The organism is Hongsoonwoonella zoysiae (genome assembly GCF_013266695.1).
GTDB lineage: Bacteria > Pseudomonadota > Alphaproteobacteria > Rhizobiales > Stappiaceae > Hongsoonwoonella > Hongsoonwoonella zoysiae.
Map to the genome: position 1 here is coordinate 280,513 of NZ_JABRXF010000001.1, position 20,414 is coordinate 300,926.

At 62.0% G+C, this 20,414-nt stretch carries 17 protein-coding genes; 11 read left to right on the forward strand and 6 right to left on the reverse strand.

The features are described from left to right. Positions 1–16: 16 nt before the first annotated feature. The 5 genes from HPQ64_RS01290 to HPQ64_RS01310 all read left to right on the forward strand — a co-directional run bounded on the left by HPQ64_RS01290 (position 17) and on the right by HPQ64_RS01310 (position 6,394). Positions 17–1,369, forward strand: coding sequence for an ABC transporter substrate-binding protein (locus HPQ64_RS01290; RefSeq protein WP_172886590.1), 1,353 nt, complete (start codon positions 17–19; stop codon positions 1,367–1,369). Positions 1,370–1,507: 138 nt separating this feature from the next. After that, positions 1,508–2,755, forward strand: a complete 1,248-nt coding sequence (locus HPQ64_RS01295) for a carbohydrate ABC transporter permease (protein ID WP_246270237.1) — start codon at positions 1,508–1,510, stop codon at positions 2,753–2,755. Next, the gene (locus tag HPQ64_RS01300) at positions 2,752–3,981 is read left to right on the forward strand and encodes a carbohydrate ABC transporter permease (protein WP_172886592.1); all 1,230 of its coding nucleotides are present in this window, start codon (positions 2,752–2,754) and stop codon (positions 3,979–3,981) included. Before HPQ64_RS01295 ends, HPQ64_RS01300 begins: the two co-directional genes overlap by 4 nt. Positions 3,982–4,013: 32 nt before the next feature. Next, positions 4,014–5,291 carry an MGH1-like glycoside hydrolase domain-containing protein gene (locus HPQ64_RS01305; protein ID WP_172886593.1) on the forward strand — a complete coding sequence of 426 codons (1,278 nt, stop codon included), beginning with the start codon at positions 4,014–4,016 and terminating at the stop codon, positions 5,289–5,291. Positions 5,292–5,308: 17 nt separating this feature from the next. Further along, a complete protein-coding gene (locus HPQ64_RS01310) occupies positions 5,309–6,394 on the forward strand; it encodes an ABC transporter ATP-binding protein (protein WP_172886594.1) in 1,086 nt (361 codons plus the stop codon). Positions 6,395–6,786: 392 nt separating this feature from the next. Here the strand turns inward: HPQ64_RS01310 and HPQ64_RS01315 are convergent, their stop codons facing one another. The 4 genes from HPQ64_RS01315 to HPQ64_RS01330 form a co-directional block, all read right to left on the reverse strand. Next, on the reverse strand, positions 6,787–8,415 hold the full coding sequence (locus HPQ64_RS01315) for a thiamine pyrophosphate-binding protein (RefSeq protein ID WP_172886595.1): 1,629 nt from the start codon (positions 8,413–8,415) through the stop codon (positions 6,787–6,789). Beyond that, on the reverse strand, positions 8,412–9,695 hold the full coding sequence (locus tag HPQ64_RS01320; RefSeq protein WP_343035888.1) for a CaiB/BaiF CoA transferase family protein: 1,284 nt from the start codon (positions 9,693–9,695) through the stop codon (positions 8,412–8,414). Before HPQ64_RS01320 ends, HPQ64_RS01315 begins: the two co-directional genes overlap by 4 nt. 31 nt (positions 9,696–9,726) lie before the next feature. Then, positions 9,727–10,218: a hypothetical protein gene (locus HPQ64_RS01325; RefSeq protein ID WP_172886596.1), complete on the reverse strand. Its 492-nt coding sequence runs from the start codon at positions 10,216–10,218 to the stop codon at positions 9,727–9,729. Positions 10,219–10,372: 154 nt separating this feature from the next. Next, positions 10,373–11,203 (reverse strand): CE1 family esterase, encoded by an 831-nt coding sequence (locus HPQ64_RS01330; RefSeq protein WP_172886597.1) that lies wholly within the window; start codon positions 11,201–11,203, stop codon positions 10,373–10,375. Between the two features lie 213 nt (positions 11,204–11,416). Between HPQ64_RS01330 and HPQ64_RS01335 the strand changes: the two genes are divergently transcribed. The 3 genes from HPQ64_RS01335 (at position 11,417) to HPQ64_RS01345 (ending at position 14,290) form a co-directional block, all read left to right on the forward strand. Further along, positions 11,417–11,833, forward strand: coding sequence for a hypothetical protein (locus tag HPQ64_RS01335; RefSeq protein ID WP_172886598.1), 417 nt, complete (start codon positions 11,417–11,419; stop codon positions 11,831–11,833). A gap of 236 nt (positions 11,834–12,069) precedes the next feature. Beyond that, the gene (locus HPQ64_RS01340; RefSeq protein ID WP_172886599.1) at positions 12,070–12,609 is read left to right on the forward strand and encodes a YcnI family copper-binding membrane protein; all 540 of its coding nucleotides are present in this window, start codon (positions 12,070–12,072) and stop codon (positions 12,607–12,609) included. A 94-nt stretch (positions 12,610–12,703) separates the two neighbouring features. Further along, the gene (locus tag HPQ64_RS01345; RefSeq protein WP_172886600.1) at positions 12,704–14,290 is read left to right on the forward strand and encodes a copper resistance CopC/CopD family protein; all 1,587 of its coding nucleotides are present in this window, start codon (positions 12,704–12,706) and stop codon (positions 14,288–14,290) included. Between the two features lie 99 nt (positions 14,291–14,389). On the opposite strand, the gene HPQ64_RS01350 is transcribed toward HPQ64_RS01345, so the two are convergent. Together HPQ64_RS01350 and HPQ64_RS01355 are read right to left on the reverse strand one after the other, a co-directional pair. Continuing rightward, positions 14,390–14,863 (reverse strand): DUF302 domain-containing protein, encoded by a 474-nt coding sequence (locus HPQ64_RS01350; RefSeq protein ID WP_172886601.1) that lies wholly within the window; start codon positions 14,861–14,863, stop codon positions 14,390–14,392. Positions 14,864–14,899: 36 nt separating this feature from the next. After that, on the reverse strand, positions 14,900–16,087 hold the full coding sequence (locus HPQ64_RS01355) for a YeeE/YedE family protein (RefSeq protein WP_172886602.1): 1,188 nt from the start codon (positions 16,085–16,087) through the stop codon (positions 14,900–14,902). 636 nt (positions 16,088–16,723) lie between these two features. On the opposite strand from HPQ64_RS01355, the gene HPQ64_RS01360 reads away from it, so the two are divergent. The 3 genes from HPQ64_RS01360 to HPQ64_RS01370 all read left to right on the forward strand — a co-directional run bounded on the left by HPQ64_RS01360 (position 16,724) and on the right by HPQ64_RS01370 (position 20,356). Beyond that, positions 16,724–18,106: a tetratricopeptide repeat protein gene (locus tag HPQ64_RS01360; protein ID WP_172886603.1), complete on the forward strand. Its 1,383-nt coding sequence runs from the start codon at positions 16,724–16,726 to the stop codon at positions 18,104–18,106. Between the two features lie 159 nt (positions 18,107–18,265). After that, positions 18,266–19,441 (forward strand): OpgC family protein, encoded by a 1,176-nt coding sequence (locus HPQ64_RS01365; RefSeq protein ID WP_281358267.1) that lies wholly within the window; start codon positions 18,266–18,268, stop codon positions 19,439–19,441. A gap of 159 nt (positions 19,442–19,600) precedes the next feature. Then, the gene (locus tag HPQ64_RS01370; RefSeq protein WP_172886605.1) at positions 19,601–20,356 is read left to right on the forward strand and encodes a phytanoyl-CoA dioxygenase family protein; all 756 of its coding nucleotides are present in this window, start codon (positions 19,601–19,603) and stop codon (positions 20,354–20,356) included. Positions 20,357–20,414 lie beyond the last annotated feature (58 nt).

The window sequence follows — 20,414 nt, forward strand, 5'->3', positions numbered from 1 at the left end:
AAGGAGGAGACGAACGATGCCGGGGAAGAAATTACTGACAACCACAGCGGCCGCCAGCCTTTTGGCTATCGGCTTCATGAATCCGGCTTTTGCAGAAACGCTGCGCTTCTGGACCACCGAAGAACAGCCCGAGCGCCTTGCCAAGCAGGAGGAGCTTGCAGCCGCCTTCAAGGAAAAGACCGGCATCGAGGTGAACGTGATCCCGGTTACCGAATCCGAACTCGGAACGCGAGCGACCGCGGCCTTTGCGGCCGGCGACCTTCCGGACGTCATCTACCATACGCTGCAATATGTCCTGCCGTGGGCGGAAGCCGGTATTCTCGACACGGAAGCTTCGAATGAAGTGCTCGATGCGCTCGATACGGCGACCTTTGCCCCCGGCGCGCTTGCCATGGCGTCCTATGAGGGCGGCCATGCCGCCGTTCCCGTGGACGGCTGGACGCAGATGATCGTCTATCGCAAGGATCTGTTCGACGAAAAGGGTTTAGAGGCCCCCACCAGCTACGGGGCGATCCTGAAGGCTGTCGAGGCGCTGCATAATCCGCCGGAAATGTATGCATTCGTAGCTGCGACGAAGATCGACGAGAACTTCATGAGCCAGGTTCTCGAGCATGTCTTCCTGGCGAACGGCGTTTCCCCTGTCGATGAAAACGGCTTCAAGCCGCTAGACGAGAAGAAGACGATCGAGGCGCTGGAATTCTACAAGGCCATCGCCAAGGCCTCGCCTCCGGGCGAGCTTTTCTGGAAGCAGTCGCGCGAGCTTTACTTCGCCGGCAAGGCAGCCATGATCATCTGGTCGCCCTTCATCCTGGATGAACTGGCTGGCCTGCGCGACAGCGCGCCGCCGACCATCAACGACGACCCGACCTCGAAGGAACTGGCTTCGAAGACCGATGTGGTGACGCAGTTCTCCGGCCCGTCCAACCCGCAAGGCGCCGCCTGGGCCGACATCCGCTATTTCGGCATCACCAACGATGCCGATACGGATGCCGCGATCGACTTCGTCAAGTTCTCGATGGACGAAGGTTATCTCTCCACGCTGTCTATCGCACCTGAGGGCAAGTTCCCGGTGCGGCGCGGCGACGGGAGCGACCCGCAGAAATTCGTCAAGGGCTGGGCGGAGCTTCCCGTCGGCGTCGACCGCAAGGCGCCTCTCACCGAGCTTTACGGAGAAGAAACCATCGCCAAAATCGTCGGCGGGCTTGAAAAAGCCAACCGCTGGGGCGTGAACGAAGGCCAGCTTTCGCTTGCCTCCAAGATCGTCAACTCGCAGGTGATCAACCGCCTCGTCCGCGAATATATCGACGATCAGCGCGACGCGGCGGAAACGGTCGCTCGCCTCAACGAGGAACTGGCGAAAATCCAGTAATCGCAAAAGCCCCCGCCCGACATCTTTCGGGCGGGGCCGCCTTTCGCCAATTGCCCAAACCCGGCAACGACTTTGCGAAGAACCATGTCAACCGCAGACGGAATGACAGAACCGCGCCCGCCGAAAGGCAGCGGCCCCATGCAACGGCGCGAAGCACGCCTTGCCTGGGCCATGCTCGCGCCGACATTCCTGATCGTCTTCGCGATCGTCCTTTTCCCGCTGGTCGCCAATTTCTGGATCAGCGTGAAGCCGGTGGGGCTTGCCGACCTGCGCCCGCCCGCGATCCTCGTCAACGAACGCCTGCGCGGACGGCCCGAAGCCCCGGGCGACCCGGTGACGATCGAATATCGGCTGCGCAACTCATCGCAAGATGAGGAAATCCGCAATGCACGGCTCTCCGCTCCTCTTCCCGCAGGGTTCACCCCTGCTGCGGCACCTGAACACTGCAGCCTTGAGAATGGCGGAATTGTTTGCGATTTCGGCACGATCGCGCCGCGCTGGCGTGAAAGCGTCCGGCTGGAAGGCGCGGTCGATGCGGAATTTCTCAAGCTCGACGATCCGCTCAACGCCTACCCGGCCGTCACCTCGGGCGACGCCGACAACATCCTCACCAATTTCGAGTTCACGCTCGAGAACTTTCGCCGCGTCTTCAGCGGCGCGGAATTCTGGTCCGTCCTCAAGGTCACCATCTATTATACCGTCTTCGGCACGGGCGGCGCGCTCGTGCTTGGCCTGTTCGCAGCCCAGCTAATGAATGAAAGCTTCAAGGGCCGCGGCTTCCTTCGCGGCTTGTTTCTCTTCCCCTATGTGGCGCCGGTCATCGCCGTCGCCTTCACCTGGGTCGTGCTGTTCGACCCGTTTTCGGGCATGCTCAACGCGCTCCTGACCCGCATGGGCGTCGTCGCGGAGCCGGTGAACTTCTTCGGCGCCCGTTCTATTCCCATCACGCTTTTCGGCCTGACGTTCGACTTTCCTCTGGCGCTTTCCACGGTGATCGCGTTCGAGGCCTGGCGGTATTTCCCCCTGTCGTTCCTCTTCATCCTGGCGCGGATGCAATCGCTTTCTAGCGACCTTTACGAAGCGGCCGAAATGGACGGGGCAACGCCGCTGCAGCAGTTCTGGTACATCTCCCTGCCGCAACTCGTCGGAATTCTATCCATCCTGTTCCTGCTGCGCTTCATCTGGACCTTCAACAAGTTCGACGACATCTTCCTGCTCACGGGAGGTGCCGCCGGCACGCGTACGCTCACCGTCGATGTCTACGAACAGGGCTTCGCCCTTTCGAACCTCGGTGCGGGTGCCGCGGTCGCCGTCGTCGTCTTCGTCCTTCTCGTCACATTCGCAACGCTCTTCATCCGCTTTTCGCCGAAGGAGGAAGGGCTATGAGCCTCCGCACCGGATATCTCGCCGCCGTGCTCGTCGGCGCGCTTTGGGGCGCGCTTTTCATCGTCGTCACGGGCGTGCTCTTTACCCTCGTCACCGGCACGGTTTCCGCACCGCCGGCGGGTGCCGCAGCATTGGCCGGCACCGTCTCCGCGCTGTTGCTTGTCTCGGCTCAGGAAGACGCCCGCACGCGAGCCCGCCGGGCGGTCGCGGCGATATCCGTTCCGCTCGTGCTTGGTTTGCTTACCTTCATGACGCCCTTCGGGCTGCCGCTCGACAGGGAGCCGCTCTGGCAGTTGCTCGCGCTGGTTCTCTTCGTGGCAAGCGTCGCCTTCGCGAATGAGCGTTGCCTCGCCGGCATCCCGCGCGGGGCCATCAACAGGTATCAGTGCGAGCTTGTCTTCACCCGCGCGATGAAGGGCATCGGCTTCGCCGTCTTCACCATTATCGTCGCCCTGCCCTTCTACGTCATGGTGATGACGAGCTTTAAAAGCCAGCAGTCGCTGCTTGCCAACCCGCTCGACCTTTCCATTGATCTCTCGCAAGGCGTTGACAGCCTTTTCCGCTCCTACGTGGAGCTTTTCACCCAGTTCAATTTCGGAAGATACCTGCTCGTTTCGGCGATCGTTTCGATCGGCACCGTTCTGATAACGCTGTCGTTTTCCGTGCCGGGTGCCTATGCGGTCTCGCGCCTGCGCTTCAAGGGGCGGGATTTCCTCGCCCGCTCGGTGCTGCTTATCTACATGGTGCCGGCGATCGTGCTCGTCATTCCGCTTTACGCGGTCTTCTCGCAACTGGGCCTGAGAAACAGCCTGACGGGCCTTTTGATCGTCTACCCGGCAACGACGATCCCCGTCGCGCTTTACATGCTGCAGGGTTATTTCAGGGGGCTTCCCTCCGAACTTGAGGAAGCCGGCCTCATGGACGGGCTGACGCGCCTCGGCGTCATCTGGAAGATCACGCTTCCGCTTTCGCTGCCCGCGCTTGCCTCCGTTTCGCTCTACGTCTTCATGATCGCGTGGAACGAGTTTCTCTTCGCCTACATGTTTCTCGACGATCCGGCGATCTTCACGCTCTCGCGCGGCGTCGTTTCCCTCAACTCCTCCGAAGTACCGCGCCAGCACCTGATGGCGGGCGCGGTGGTCGCCACCGTGCCGGTGCTGGTGATTTTCCTGTGGTTCGAGCGCTTCCTAGTGCAAGGCCTCACCGCCGGAAGCGTCAAAGGTTAAGCGGCTAATTCATGACGATGGAACAACAAAAAATGCCCGAAAATCTCGATACGCAAGCGCGTTCGATCCTGAAGGAGAACGACCTTGGCGGATATACCATCCCGACCAAGGGTCTTTATCCTTATCAATGGAACTGGGATTCGGCTTTCGTCGCCAGAGGCTTCGCCAGCTTTGACCTCGACCGCGCGTGGAAGGAGATCGAGACCCTTTTCGAAGGGCAATGGGACGATGGCATGGTCCCGCATATCGTCTTCCGAAAGGACGATCCGAGCTATTTCCCGGGCCCCGCCGTCTGGGGCACGAACCAGGCGCTGCCGACATCCGGCCATTCGCAGCCGCCGGTGGTCGCCACTGTCGTTCGCGACATCTACGAAGCCGATCGTGAAGCGGGGGAAGCGCGTGCCCGCGCGCTCTTTCCGAAGATCCTCGCCTGGCACCGCTGGTTTCATCGTTTCCGCGATCCAGGCGGCCTCGGTGTCATAGCCGTCATTCACCCCTGGGAGAGCGGGCGCGACAACACGCCCGACTGGGACGGCCCGATGCGGGCGGTGGATACATCGAACGTAAAACCGTACGTGCGCAAGGACACATCCCACGTCGACCCTTCGATGCGCCCGCTGAAAGCGGATTACGACCGGTATCTCGCCATTGTCGATTTCGGACGTTCCTGCGGCTGGGATGCGGAGCAGGTCGCGCGCGACTGTCCGTTTTTCGTGGCAGACCCCGGAACGACTTTCATTCTGCTCAGGGCCGATCGGGATTTGCTGGCACTTGCGCAGGCCTTCGGGGAAGACGAAGCGGCGCAAGAGATCCAGGAATGGATAGAGCGGGCGGAAACCGGCGCGATCAAGCACCTTTGGAGCGATGAGGCGGAAGGCTTCGTAAGCCGCGATTTGCGCAAGAACAAGCTCATGGACGGCATTTCGAGCGCGTCCTTTCTTTCCGTCTATGCCGGGATCTCGGACGAACAAACGAACGCCGCCTTCGCCCGCCAGTTCGACAGGATTGCCGAAAAGGTTTCCTACCTCATGCCCTCATGGGATCCGGAGGACAGCCGCTTCGAGCATCTGCGCTATTGGCGAGGACCCGTCTGGGCGGTCGTCAATTCCATGATCGGGCGTGGCCTGCTGGAGGCCGGCGATCTCAAGCGTGCCGAACGCATTCGCGCCGACACCGCACGTCTTATCGAGACGAGCGGCTTTGCCGAATATTTTTCGCCCGTGACCGGGGCGGGTGCGGGCGGCGGCACCTTCTCATGGACAGCCGCCGTCTGGCTTTTCTTCGCGCGGCACGAAATCCCTCAAGACTGACGGAACGGAGCTGTTTCATGGGTGCGATCCGGCTGGAAGCGGTCGAGAAATGGTTCGGCGACCTGCAGGTGATCAAGGGCGTCGATCTTGATATCGCCGACGGCGAATTCGTCATTTTCGTCGGCCCCTCCGGCTGCGGAAAATCGACGTTGCTTCGCATGATCTCCGGTTTGGAGGAAGCAAGCCGCGGCAAGATCCTGATCGACGGGGAGGACGTCACGGCCCGTCCGCCGTCGGGTCGCGGGCTTTCCATGGTATTCCAGTCCTATGCACTTTATCCGCATATGTCGGTACGCGAAAACGTCGGTTTTCCGCTGAAAACCGCAGGCATGGCGAAGGCGGACATCGAGAAGAAGGTGGCCGAAGCCGCCGATATCCTGAAGCTCAGCGACTATCTCGACCGCCGCCCCAAGGCGCTTTCAGGCGGCCAGCGCCAGCGCGTCGCCATAGGTCGCGCAATCGTGCGCGAACCGAAAGGGTTCCTCTTCGACGAACCGCTTTCCAACCTCGATGCGGCCCTTCGCGTGGAAATGCGGCTCGAGATCGCCCGCCTTCACAACCGCCTCGGCACGACGATGATCTATGTGACTCACGATCAGGTGGAGGCGATGACGCTCGCCGACAAGATCGTCGTGCTTCAGACCGGCCGGATCGAGCAGGAGGGCAGCCCGCGCGAACTTTACGAGCGCCCGGACAACCTCTTCGTAGCCCAATTCATCGGCTCGCCTAAGATGAATACCTTGCCGATATCGGTATCCGGCGCTGAATTTGTTCTGGTTTCCGATAGCAACATCAAGGGCAGAGGCAAATATCCGCATGCAGAGAGCATCAGAAAAGCCAGAACACTCGGCATCAGGCCGGAACATATTGAAGTTTCATCTACGGACAATGAACAAGCGAACTGCGAAGGTACCGTTGAGGTCGTGGAATATCTGGGCGCCGATACTTTCCTTTATGTCGTGGTCGAAGGGCTTGAGACCGTGATGGTGAGGACGCCGGGCACAATGGTTCACCGGCCTGGAGACCGTGTCGGGCTGAAATTCCTGACGGATCACCTTCATTTCTTCGACACTGACGGCAAGGCGATCCGCGAATATCCCTGACCGGGAAATTCAGGTTACGGAAGAGGCTGAAAAGATTACCCTTTTCCATATACCGGTTTCGCACTACACTTGAACATATCTGCAACAACCGAAAGGAGGTGATCCAATGTCGAGTGAGTTTTCAGGATCGGACCTGTTGTCTGGGCGGGACTCCTTAGTGTTGGAGCAGCCTTTGACGCGAAAGGTTTCCGCCTAAAGCGCTTTCCACGAAAGCGGGATCGCTTTCGTGACAAGAAATCGCTTCAGGATCAATACCTTGAGCATATTCTTGTCGCCAAATCCGATTCAGATTTGGCGGGATATGCTCTGGATCTGATCCGGGCACCAGGTTTCGACCTGTCTCACGGAGGGCCGCATTCTGCGGCCCTCTTGTGCTTTAAGCCGTTGTTTTGTCAGATTTTTCCATCATAAGCGCGACGGCCGATGCGGCAGGCGAGCAGGGTAAAGGTATCGCGCGACAAGGCGTCCTCGGCTTCCCGCTTCAAAGCATCGGCATCGTCGATCCACACACCATGGCCGCCGTAAACCCTTGCCAATGCAGGGAAATCCGTCCCGCCGAAGTCGACACCGAGGTTCGGTCTCTGGGTGTTTCGCTGCTTAAGTTCAATGAGGGCAAGGCTTTCGTCGACAAGGACGCAGACGATCACCGGCAGGCCCAAATCACGTAGCGTCGCCAACTCCCCTAGCCCCATTTCGAGGCCGGCGTCGCCGACGAAAACGATCACCGGGCGATCCTTCTCCGCCAGTTTATGCCCCATGCCGAGCGGCAGCGCGCAGGCCATGGTGCAAAGGGCCGAGGACTGGAGCATGCCGCGCGAAAGCGGCGTTTCCCAGATTTGCGAAACGAGGATACGATGCGCGCCGCTGTCGGCGGTTGCCACCGTTTCCGCCGGTAAAACCTCGCGCAGCGCGTGGAAAACCGCAGCCGGCCCCCAACCTTCCGCCTCCGCCGTAAAATCGGACTTCAGCTTCTCGCGCGCCGCCTGAGGTTCGCCTTCCGGCCATGTCGGGCGAGGTTCTATCCCCTCAGAAAGGGCGGAGAGCGCCGGCGCGAGGCGGCTTGTCAGCGTATGGCGGACGGAATGCATGCCGTGGGTGCGCACGACCGGGGATATCTCGATGACAGGCGCACCCTCTGGCCAGGGGTTGCGCCAGTTTATCCGCATCTCGATCGGGTCGTAGCCGAGAAGCAGGATACAGTCGCTTGTCTCAAGAAGCGGCAGCAAATGCTTGTCGGCCTTGGGGCTTAACCCCGCACCGCCAAGGGCAAGCGGATCGGCCTCATCGAGCAGCCCCTTGGCCTTGTAGCTCGTTATTAGCGGCACGTTGAAGCGGCGGCAGAACGCGGATATCTCCTCGCCCGCGCCCTCGTTCACCGCGTCCACACCGGCGATGGCGACGGGTTTTTGGGCGGTTTGGAACAACGCCCTCGCGGCGTCGAGATTAATTCCAGAAGGGGTGAAAAAGGTTCCGGAACCGGGTAGTGAGAATTCCTTTGATGGCTCTTCGGTCATTCCTTCGGCCACACCGATCGGCACGTCGATATGGACCGGACCGGGCTGGCCTTCGAGGGCGATGGTGATCGCCTTTTCCATCATCCGGTCGATGGCGCCGAGGTTCGCCCGGAAACTTGCCTTAACGACAGGACGCAGAAGCTGCTGATGGTCGAAAACCTGGTGGGTGTAGGTTTCAGCTTCCGCAGCGTCCACACAGCCGGTGAGGAAAATCAGCGGCACCCGGTCCTGCCAGGCGTTGGCGACGACGTTGATCGCATTGGCGACCCCCGGCCCGAGCGTTGCAAGAAGCACGCCCGGCGCGTTCTTTCCGGCCCTGGCTTCTGCATGCCAGACACCTTCGGCCATGAAGCCGCCGGAGTTCTCATGCTTGACGAGATGGAAGGCGAGGCCGGCCCGCTCCAGCGCATCCATGACCGCGAGAACCTCGCCACCCGGAATGCCGAAGGCGTGGCGGCAGCCTGCCGAATAAAGCTTGGCCGCGATAAGATCGGCACCCGTGGTCATGCGTCGTCTCCGGTATCGATGATGTTCTTTGCTTTCAGGCCCGCGATCTCTTCGTCGCTCATTTCCAGAAATCGCGAGAGCACATGCGCCGTGTCCTGCCCGAGCCGCGGCGGGGCGGCCCGGTAGGTGACCGGCGTTTCGCTCATCTTGATCGGGTTTCCGATGAGATCCACCGAACCGCTGCCGCTTGCTTCATGCGGCAGGGTGATGCGCATGCCGCGATGCAGGATCTGCTCGTCGGAAAAGACCTGTTCCAGATCGTTGATCGGCCCGCAGGGAACGCCAGCCTTTTCAAGTTCGGCAATCCACCAGTCGGCCGGATGTCTTGCCGTCAGACCTTCGATGATCGGCTCCAGTTCCTTGCGGTTGCGCACCCTGTCGGCGTTTTTCGCAAAGCGCGGGTCTTCGGCAAGCGCAGGTTCGCCCGCGACCTCGCAAAACCGGGAAAACTGCGCATCGTTGCCGACCGCTATGATGAAGGCGCGATCACTCGCGCGATAGGCGTTATAGGGAACGATGGTCGGATGGGCATTGCCGCGCCGGGGTGGCACCTCGCCATCCGTGAGATACGCGACGCCCTGGTTGATGAGCCAGGCGACTTGCGTGTCGAGAAGGGCGACGTCGATATACTGCCCCTTGCCGCTGACATGCCGATGATGAAGGGCGGCAAGGATCGCATTCGATGCATACATGCCGCACATGACGTCGGCGATGCCGACACCCGCCTTGGTCGGCTCTCCACCTTCCTCGTCCGGCTTGCCGGTGAGTGACATGATGCCGCCCATGCCCTGAATGAGGAAATCGTAACCGGCACGCGCCGCATAAGGCCCTGTCTGGCCAAAGCCCGAGATCGAGCAATAGATCAGGCGCGGGTTGAGCGCCTTCAGGCTTTCATAATCAAGCCCGCGCCGATTCAGGTCGCCCACCTTGAAATTCTCGATCAGGATGTCGGCCTTTTCGGCGAGTTTGCGGATCAGCGCCTGACCATCCTCGGAAGCGATATCGACGGCAAGCGAGCGCTTGTTGCGGTTCGCGCTCATGTAATAGGCGCTTTCGCGCGTCTCGCGGCCTTGCGCATCCTTCAGGAAGGGCGGGCCCCAGCCGCGCGTATCGTCACCCTTTCCCGGCCTTTCGATCTTGATGATCGTCGCGCCAAGGTCACCCAGTAGCTGGGTTGCCGTCGGCCCGGCGAGAATGCGCGACAGGTCCAGCACCAAAACGCCGGAAAGCGGGCCCTTCTGCCCGCTTCCAACTCCATCCCGACTTTGATCCGCCGTCACTTTACCGTTCCAGCCTCTGTTTAAAGCGGCCTCACCCCATCCTGAGCCTGACGACAAGACCGGTGACAAAGCCGAACGCCATATGCCCGATCAGCGACGCCCAGGCCAACGGCACGAAGCCCAGGAACGGCGGCAGACCGGCGAAGACATGCGCCATGATGTAAAGCGCGAAGACCCAAAGACCAACACCGTATCCGAGCGCGACCACATACCACGGCAGAAACGGCAGGAAACGGTCCGCAATGGGCTTGGCGACGAAAAGATAACCCAGCGGGTAAAACACAACGCCGACGACAAGGTGGATCAATTCCGCGAGAGGCAAGTTCTGAAAGCCGAACACCGACTGGACAAGGGCGGCGGGCTGAAGCGGGCCGCCGACCCATAGCGGCGTTATGACCCGCGCCCAAAACTCCCAGGTTCCATCGGCCAAAATGCCTGCGCCAATAGCCGTGAGCAGTGTGGCGAGCGTCAAGGGCGGGAAGGCGAGGCTCAATGTCCTCTGATTGATTTCCAGTGCGTTCATGATCGGGCACTCCTGTCTTTTTTCACGTGCGCTGCGTTTGCGCCGACGAAAGTGCGCCCGCTTACTGCTCCGCTCAACACAAAGTGCCGTTACGTAAATTTAGTTATTCTTCGCGCGTTCGTGATGATTGCGCGCGATTTCTTGAAAGCCAAATCTACCAACCCTTTCGCCTAGAAAGCTCGTTCCATGCACGCCTGATCCATTCTCCGCGCACGCTGTGGCCGCCGTCATGAAGGCAGACCTCAAGCAACGCGCTATCGGTTTCCTGACGCTGGCAGGCGATACCTTCCGCCGGAGCCACTGTCGGGAAGACGGTGGGCAGATGCTCCTCCTTCTGCCAGACCGCAAGGCTTTGCGCGACGTCGGACTGGCTCCAGATGCTGCCGATCGGCCGTCCGTGGATGGGCACCGTGCGGTCCGACGTGCCATGAACGTGAAAGAGGATCGGCGTCGGAGACGGGCAGCGATCCGGTATCGGATCCCAGAACGCGCCCGCGACCGGCGCGAAACCGGCAAACAGGTGGCTGCGGTAGCAGGCAAGGTTCCAAACCATCGACCCGCCCATGGAAAAGCCGGAGGCCAGAAGGCGGTCAGCCCGCACGGCAAAGCGTGTCGTCAGATCCTTTACCACATTTTCGAAATAGGCGAATTCGTCTCGCGTTTGCGTCGGCGAACCGGGGTAGCCCCAGGTACCGTTCCCCTCCGGCGCGACGAAGGCGACGTTGAGTTCATCCGCCATGCGCGCCCAGCCTTTGCTGCGCATTTCCGCCCGCGCCGACCCGCGCCAGCCATGAACGAAAAAAATCGCCCCTATCGGCGTCTCGCCGTCCCAGTCGGAAGGAAAGCGCACGCGGTATTCCCCGCCCTCGACCTTGCAGGGCGTATCGGCCCCGCAGACATTTTCGGCAAGGGCTTCGGCAAGCGACGCCGTGACCATGCCCGAAACGACGGAGAGACAAAGCAACACGCGCGCAATCCACGACATTCGACACCCGTTTTCAATGTTCGAAACCGAACGAAGAATGCCGCGCCCGTTCCGGACTGCAACCACTGCGCGATCACGCCTCGGTGAGCCCGGCCTGCGGCCCCCTCACGAGCCCCCCAAGCAGGATCAAAACGAGGTGATAGACACCCGTTTCAAATCTCTTTCGCGCAAAATTCATTTGCCTTGCATCTTTGAAAGCCTCAGCGAGGGTGCATGGATCGTCTGCGCCACATGACGCTCCGCATGATCGTCGTCGCGGCCTATACGACGGTGATGATGGCGATGGGCTTTTTGCACCAGCCGGTTTTCGCCGGTGCTGGCGGCGCTCATCCGTCCGCAAGCCAGATGGAAAAACATCGCCTGCCGGACGGCGCCTTGCCGATTATTTGCCTAACGATCGCCAATGATTGCGAAGACGCCCCGCACAGCGGGGGCGAGAAGCACCGGCACCTAAAGATCGTCTGCGAGGCCTGTCTGGTCAATTCCGGCCAGATTGCCGCCCCCGTCCCGCCGGTTCTGCCACTGCCCGACGTCACCCGATCGGCCAGGATCACGGTTTCAAACACACACGTCGCGGCGGCCCGCCTTCCAGGCGGCGTCCGGGCGCGCGCACCGCCGCCCGCCTCCTGATTCCCGTTCCGATCCAGATGGCGGCACGACCAGGTTCTGCCGTTTCCGCCGGCTGGATCACGCGAATTCCTCCCAAAGTCCGCGAGCCGAATCCTCCATCGCATGAGATGGCGGGGCTGGGCCTTGTCCCGCGCGGGCAGCCGGCGGCGATCCCCCTTGGGAGGGATGAAGGACGGCCGAATTCCGCCTTTCCGCGACCGAAAAATCAAAAAACCATGATGCAGAAAGACAAAACGATGACACTCATCAAGACGATCATGTCCGCCGCGCTTGGCGCGAGCATGCTTGCCGCCCCGACCGCAGCTTTCGCCCATGCCACGCTGGAAGTGCAGGAAGCGGCAATCGGCTCTACCTACAAGGCGATCATTCGCGTGGGCCACGGCTGCGAAGGCGAGGCGACCCATACGCTGCGCGTTCAGGTGCCGGAAGGCTATGTCAACGTGAAGCCGCAGCCAAAGGCCGGCTGGAAACTGGAGACCGTGCGCGGCGCTTACGAAAAAACCTACACGCTTTACGGACACGAGCATAAGGAAGGCGTGAAGCAGGTGATCTGGTCAGGCAACGAGCTGCCCGACGACTACTACGACGAATTCGTGCTTCGCGGCACGCTTGCTTCCGACCTTGAAGCCGGCACGACCTTCCACATTCCCGTCGTCCAGGAATGCGCGAATGGAGCGGAACGCTGGATTCAGATTCCGGCGGAAGGCCAGGACCCGCATGAGCTGGATTATCCGGCACCGGGCGTAAAGCTTATCGAAAAGAAAAAGGCGCATTGATCGGGCGGCGCCCCGGACCTTTGCCCGGGGCGCCCCGTTATCCGATTGCAAATTCGAGGGTAATTCAATGATATCGCCGCGCGGGGTTTCTTCGTTGTACGGTCTGATCGCCGGTCTTCTGCTTTGCGCGTTTCTTTTTTCGGGCGAAGCCTTCGCGCATGCCCAGCTCTTGTCCTCCACCCCGTCGGCGAGCGAAATCGTCGACGAGCGCCCGGAGGAACTGCGGCTGACGTTCAACGAACCGGTCTCCCCGGCCAGCATCAAATGGTTTGCGCCCGACGGCGGCGAACACACCGTTTCCAGCGCCCGCTCCGAGAAAAACGACGTTGTCGTCCCGGTTCCGGAAACGCTCGCACGCGGCACGCACCTTGTCAGCTACCGGGTCACCTCCATCGACGGGCATGTGGTGGCAGGCTCCTTCGCCTTTTCGCTTGGCGAGGCGACGACCGTTCCGCAAGCCGGCGCCTCTTCGGACAATTCCTCCGCGCGGCTTGCGGCAATCGGGCGGTTTGTCCTGACGCTTGCTCTGACGCTTGGCGCCGGCGGCGCGGCGTTCTTCGCCTTCGTCGTGCGCGGGCTGGCGGCGCCCGCCTGGCCAAGGACGCTTGCCGCGACCGGCGCCGTGCTGGGGGGGCTTGCCGTTCCGCTCAATCTAGGCCTTCAGGGCCTGGACCTGACCGGCGGGACGGCCGCCGACCTCCTGTCCAGCGCACCCTATATCGCTGGGCTCGGCTCTCCATTCGCGCTGACGGCGGGCCTTGCCTTCGCGGCGTCGCTCCTGGCGATTGCCGCGCTCCGCAGCGGGGCCAACGGCTTCGGCTTGCTTGCCGGGTTGCTTGCCTGGCTCCTTGCGGCGGCTTCCTTCGCCGCCTCGGGCCATGCGGCCACGGCCGAACCGCAGGCGCTGATGCGCCCGGCGATCGCCATCCACGCCGCGGCCTTTCTCTACTGGCTCGGCGCGCTTCCCGGGCTGCTCGCCGTTGCGAAGACAAGGCCTGAACACATCGACAGGCTGCTTGGCCGGTTTTCGCTTCTCGCCATTCCCGCCGTCGCGCTGCTGTTCGGCACAGGCATCGCAATTTCCGCCGTACAGGTGGGAGCGCCCGAATATCTCGACACCACCGATTACGGCCTCATCCTGACGCTGAAGATCGCAGCTTTTCTCGGCCTCGTCGGGCTTGCGGGCATCAACCGGCTGGTGCTCACCCCCGATATCGCCCGTGGCGAGGGCAGCGGCACGCGGCGGCTGGCGATGTCGATCCGTGTGGAGCTGGTGCTGGCGCTTCTTATCCTGATCGCCGCCTCCTCCTTCCGGCTGACGCCGCCGCCGCGCGCCATCGCCGCGGCAGACAGCGCGGGCGTCAGCATCCACATCCACCAGGATGACGGCTTCGGCAACGTAACCGCCCTGCCGGGACGGCGCGGGCAAAACCGGGCGATCCTCGACCTGTTCGCCGGCGACGGCGAAGCCGTTACCGCAAAGCAGGTTACCGTCCAGTTCTCGCAAGTCGCGCGCGGCGTGGAGCCGATCAAGGTGGAGGCAACGCGAGGCGAAGAGGGGTTATGGATCGCCGAACCGCTGCCGCTCACCGTTTCGGGGCCTTGGGATGTCCGGGTCGAAATCCTGGTCGACGACTTCAAGGAAGTGCGGCTGGCAGGGGTTCTGGAAATCAGGCCCTGACGAGATGCCGGCAACGAAATTGGCCGGGCATCTCTCTCGCCCGTCTTGACGGCCCGGGCAAGCCATGAAAACCCGGTCCGGGTTTCCTTCGTCGATCGCCTATTCCGTCGCGTTCTTCGCGATCGTTTCGAAAACGCCGTCGAGTTCCTCCGCGAGCGCCACGAGCGCCTCGCCCCCTTCGTCGAAATAGGGTGAGAAGACGAAACTCGGCGTCTTGTAGGAAAGCGTGGCCGTGCCGTCCTCGTTCTCCGTGACGTAAAAGCGGATCGGCGCCTCGATGCCGGCGGCTATGCTCGCCTCAAGCATGCGGCGGGCAAAATCGTTCCGGTACACGCCGATCACGCGATTGCCGAGAATGGTGATGCCTTGCGCCTTCGCACCGCCCGACGCGCTCGCCTGGGTGACAAGGAGCATGCCCTCACCCTTGACCGCGGCCTGCACCCGCTCGACAAGGTCGCCATAGCTGTGGCCGGTTTCGACGATCCGCCAGCCTTCGCGGGGGCCAGGACCTTCCGCCGATGCGGCGTTGGCGAGAGCGAAAAAAACGGCGAGCGCGACGGTCGTAAAGCGCATGATGATATCTCCCGAAACGTATATTCGAAGCGTTCGTCAAACCGACGGGACGGGCACCCGCCTGTCCATGCCGACGATGAAGCGCAGACGCGTGCCGACGACGCTGCCAGCGAAGCCGAAGACGAGCCACAGCCAGCCGTGCAGCGAGCCCGAAACAACGCCGCCGAGATAGGCGCCGATGTTGCAGCCATAGGCAAGCCGTGCGCCGTAGCCCATCAGGAGACCGCCGATAACCGCCGTAACGACATCGCGGCGCGACAGCGACCATACGGGCGCGAACTTGCCTGCGAGCGAGGCCGCCACCATCGCGCCGATGATGATGCCGAAATTCATCACCGATGTCGCATCGCGAAATACCGTGCCCTCGATCGCCGCGGCCTGGCCGCGCCAATAGGGCCAGTCCGCGACGGGCACGCCAAGCGCATGGCCGATCTTCGCACCCCACAGGGCAAAGCCGGAGGTGATACCCCAGGGCCTTCCGAGAACGATGAGCGTCGCGATACTGACGAAGGCGATCGCCACCGCTCCGGCCGCAAGGGACCACGGCCCCGACAGCCAGGAGCCGGTGGGCCGCCGTTGCACAAGGCTCCCGTGCGCGCGCTTTTCCATGGCGACGGTGCCGGCGGCAAGGAGAGCCAGCGCGAACAGCGTGAGCGCGACGGCCATGACCGGCCCGACGGATGTCACCAGCGAATAGGCAGGCAGGCTCGGCAGCGCGTTCCACAAGTGCATGTGGGCCGTCGCCAGCACCGAACCGGCAACGAAGAATGCCAGGGTGATCATCATCCGCGTCGACCCGCCGCCGGCGGTAAAAAGCGTGCCGGACGCACAACCGCCGCCAAGCTGCATGCCGACGCCGAAGGTAAACGCGCCTATCGCTGCCGCAACGCCGAAGGGAAAGACGAAACCGCCGGCCGGAATGCCGAAGTCCCGGCCCCAGCCGATCAGCGGATAGGAAATGACGATCGTCAGCGCGATCAACAGGAACTGGGCGCGCAGGCCCGCGCCGCGCCTTTCAGTGACAAGGCGCCGCCATGCGGAGGTGAAGCCGAAGCTTGCGTGATAAAGCGAAATGCCGGCCACCGCGCCAATGGCGGCCGCGAGGGCGAGGCGCATGCCGCCCGCTTGCCCGGCGAAAATGGCGACGACAAGGAACGCCGTCACGCCCGCGAAAAGCGCCGCGTAATTGCGGGGAGCGCTTGCCTGTCCTTCGGTGACTGTCATTCCGCTATCCGCATATGTGAATACTTGGCTTCGAGCCTGCCCGCCATTGCCGGCCGAAACAACTCAAATCCGCGTGGACCGACGTAAGGGCGTGCCGGATCAATTGCCATTTGCACTTAAAGGTAGAATAGTCTCGCGATCGGTCGAGTCATTCAACCAAACCGTTTGCGGGGCACCGACGTAACATCGATCAAGATAATCCACAGGAAAGCGGCTTGTCTCTAAGGCAGTTTGGAGCGGAGCGAACACACGCAAAACACAAGTTTTTGTGTGTTGCACGTCATCGCGCCCCTTCGGAAAAGTGCCTGAACAGAGTGTGAAATCGGCGGTCGAAGGAAATTCCAAACGGCACTTTAAAACCGCACCGGAAAATTTACGGCGGCTGTAATGCCTTGAAAACAAAAGGACAACCGGACCGGAGCCCGGCCATGCGAGGAAGATGCGCAAGGATTGCCGCAATTTCTCGCGCCTGAAATGGCCAACTCCTTCGCACCGGAGGTTTTCACGCGCGTTGCGAAAGCCCGCTTCCGCCGCGGTTTCACTGTCTGGTCATTGGCGATTTTCGCCACAGATTCGTCACAAGAATGCACCGCTGGCATGCCAAGCAGGCACCAAGCGCCCGATATGCGAGGTTAAATGACCGTTACCGATCAATACGGATACGAGATTACCCTATCCGATCCGGATGCTCTCGGCTCCTGGCACGCGACCAACCGCGCCTTCCTCGCCCACGGAGCGGACACGCCCGCACATATCGGCAAAACGCTGGAACTTGCACCTGACTTCGCAATGGGCCACGCGGCGCACGGGCTGTTCTGCCTGCTGCTCGGCAGGCGCGAACTCGTGACCTCGGCCGAAAAGGACTGGCGCCTTGCCGACCAGGGCCGGCGCGCCAAGGGCGTGACGGAACGCGAGGCGGCGATCGTCGACGCGCTGCGCGACTGGCTGGACGGTTATCCCACACGCGCTGCATCCCGGCTCGACGCCGCGCTGGCAGCCCACCCGGCCGATGCCCTGCTTCTGAAGCTTATCCACGCGATCCGCTTCGTGCTCGGCGACGCAGCCGGCATGCGCTCATCGATCGAGCGGGTCATCGGCAGCTACGGCCCGGACCATATTGCCGCCGGATACGTCCACGGCTGCCACGCCTTCGCGCTGGAGGAGACGGGCGACTACGCGGCGGCCGAGAGGATTGGCCGCATGGCGGTGGAGATGGCGCCCGACGATGCCTGGGGCCTGCATGCGGTTGCGCATGTGCTGGACATGACGGGCCGGTTCGACGACGGACGCATCTGGCTTGAGACCAACAGCAACGGCTGGGCCCATTGCAATAACTTCCGCTATCACTGCTGGTGGCACCTGGCGCTGATGCATCTGGACCGGCGCGACTTCGACAAGGTGCTGGCGCTCTACGACCAGGAAATCCGCCGCGACCAGACGGACGACTACCGCGACATCTCCAACGGCGCCTCCCTGCTCGTACGCCTGGAGATCGAGGGCGTGAACGTCGGCGGCCGCTGGGAGGAGCTTGCGCGCATTTCCGAACGCAGGGTCGACGACAGCTGCAACGTCTTCGCCGATCTGCACTACCTAATGTCGCTGAACGGCGGCAACCGGCGCGTGGCGGCCGAACGGCTGGTGGAAAACATTGAGACGATGGGCGAAGGCGCATCGGACATGGCCGAGGTGGCGCGCGTCGCTGGCGTTCCGGCCGCGCTCGGCCTCGATGCCTATCGGCGCGGGAATTATTTCTCCGCCTTTCATCACCTCGACCGCGCGCGCCCGACGCTGAAGACGATCGGCGGCAGCCACGCCCAGCGTGACGTTTTCGAGCGACTGACGGTGGACGCGGCCCTGAAGGCGGGCCTTGCCGGCGACGCCGAACGCGTGTTGAAGGAAAGGCTGGCGCTGAGGACGGCGATGGACCGTTTCGCGGAGGACAGGCTCAAGCTCGTGGAGCGGATGCACGAGGCTTCGCGCATCATGCAGGACGAACGCCTGCGCGCCGCGCACGCGTGATCCCGCAACGCGGGCGGATTTGCCGCCGGCACGAAGACGCGCGAAAATCGAAAGAAAACGAACGAACTGCCCCGGCGCATCCGCCCGGGCAAAAATTAGAATATCAGGAGTGACCCTCAAGTGAGTGGCCCGCAGCCCGTACGCCAACGGGACCCGCGACTGGATTTCTTCCGCGGTCTCGGAATGTTCATTATCTACATCGCCCACCTTCCCAACAATTCGTGGACGTTGTGGATACCCGCGCGTTTCGGTTTTTCAGACGCGACCGAAATCTTCGTCTTCTGTTCCGGCATGGCATCGGCAATCGCCTTCGGGGCGGTGTTCGAGATGCGCGGCTGGATGATGGGCACCGCGCGCATCCTGTACCGGATGTGGCAGGTCTACTGGGCGCATGTACTGCAGTTCCTCGTAATCGCCGCCGGCCTCGTCGCGATACAGCAAAGCGGCTACCTGGAGGAATGCTGCGGGCTGACGGAAAACTACGTCACGAAGCTCAATCTCTGGCATTTCTTCAACAAGACGCCCGACACGCTGCCGGGCCTCCTCACGCTCACCTATGTGCCGAACTACTTCGACATCCTGCCGATGTATATCGTCATACTGGCGCTTATCCCGGTGATGATGGCGGCGCATCGTTTCGCGGGACGCGGCGCGGTCTTTGCGCTGATGACCGTTTTCTGGCTTGCGGCCACCTTCGACATCATCAGCTTCCCCGCCGAGCCCTGGTCGCAGCGCGAATGGTTCTTCAATCCGCTTGGCTGGCAGCTCGTTTTCTTTACCGGCTTCGCCTTCATGCGCGGCTGGATTCCGGCGCCGCCGGTAAACCGCGGCCTGATGCTGGCGGCTGTCGTACTTGTCCTAATCACCATCCCGCTGGCCTGGTTCCGGGTTTACCGGGAATTCGAGATGCTGTCCGAAATACGCCTGGCGCTGCGCCCGTTCTGGACGAAAACGGACTTCGGCATCTTCCGCTACATCCACTTCCTGGCGCTTGCCTATCTGGCATGGATCGCGGTGGGCGCAAAGGGCAGATACCTTGTGACGGACAATGCCTGGGGCAGCGTCGTGCGCGTGATCCAGAAGGTCGGGCAGCAGTCGCTCGCCGTCTTCCTGGCTAGCCTCGTGATAGCGCAGGCAGCCGGCATATTGCGCGACATGGTCTGGGGGCGCGGCAACCCTCTCATCGTCTTCCTCGCCAATGCAGGCGGTTTTGCAGCGCTTATCGCGGTTGCCTATGCCGTCGGCTGGTTCAAGGGGCAGCCCTGGAAACGAAAGCCCGTAGGTGAAGCCTCCCTAAAGGAGGCGCGCTACCTCGGCAAGCAGCCCGCCGAATAGAACCGGGCGCCGATCATCCCGACACCCTGATCATTCTGCGGCCCGGAATATCTGTTCCGGGCCGTGTGTTTTCCGCACTATTCCCGCCCAGCTCTTTTGGCTTAGGTGATGAATTCTAATCCATGGGCCAACAGGTTTCGCAAAAATATTGGGGGATTGATGATAAAGACGCCCGCCTTGTCAGAAGACCAGATTGCCGCGTTCGAGCGCGACGGCTTCGTCCATGTTCCGGCCGCTTTCGACGCGACTGACGTCGAAACCATTCTTGCCTGGACGAGCGAAGTGATGGCCATGCCCGAGGTGCCGGGCCGGCAGTGGGTCTACCACGAGAAAAGCCGCGTTGACGGCGCGGACCTTGTCAACCGCATCGAGAAAATCGCCCCCTTTCACGATGGTTACCGCCGCCTGACGGAAGCCCTGGGCGATGTGGCGTCAAGCGCTCTGCGCGAACCCGCCGTCCTCTTCAAGGAAAAGATCAACTTCAAGATGCCGGGTGGCGGCGGATTCGAGCCGCATCAGGACGCGCAGGCCGGCTGGAACGACTATGCGCAGGACTTCGTCAACGTGATGCTGTGCCTTGACGAAGCGACGATCGAGAACGGCTGCCTGGAAGTGACCGCCGGCCACCACAAGCGCGGCCTTCTGCGCGGCATGGAGCCATTGACGGAAGAAGACATGGAAGGCATGGACTTCGTCCATTGCCCGACGAAGCCCGGCGACCTGGTGCTGTTCGACGCCTATTGTCCGCACCGCTCCGCCCCCAACCCGACGAACGCCTCTCGGCGGATGTATTTCGCGACCTACAACAAGGCCTCGCAAGGCGACCACTACGATCGCTACCACGCCGACAAGCACCGGAATTTTCCGCCGGACATCGAGCGCGAGCCCGACCGGGAATACGTCTACAAGGTTTGAATTCAACATTCGGGACAAGAAAAAGGCCGGACTTTCGCCGGCCTTTTTTGCGTTTGCA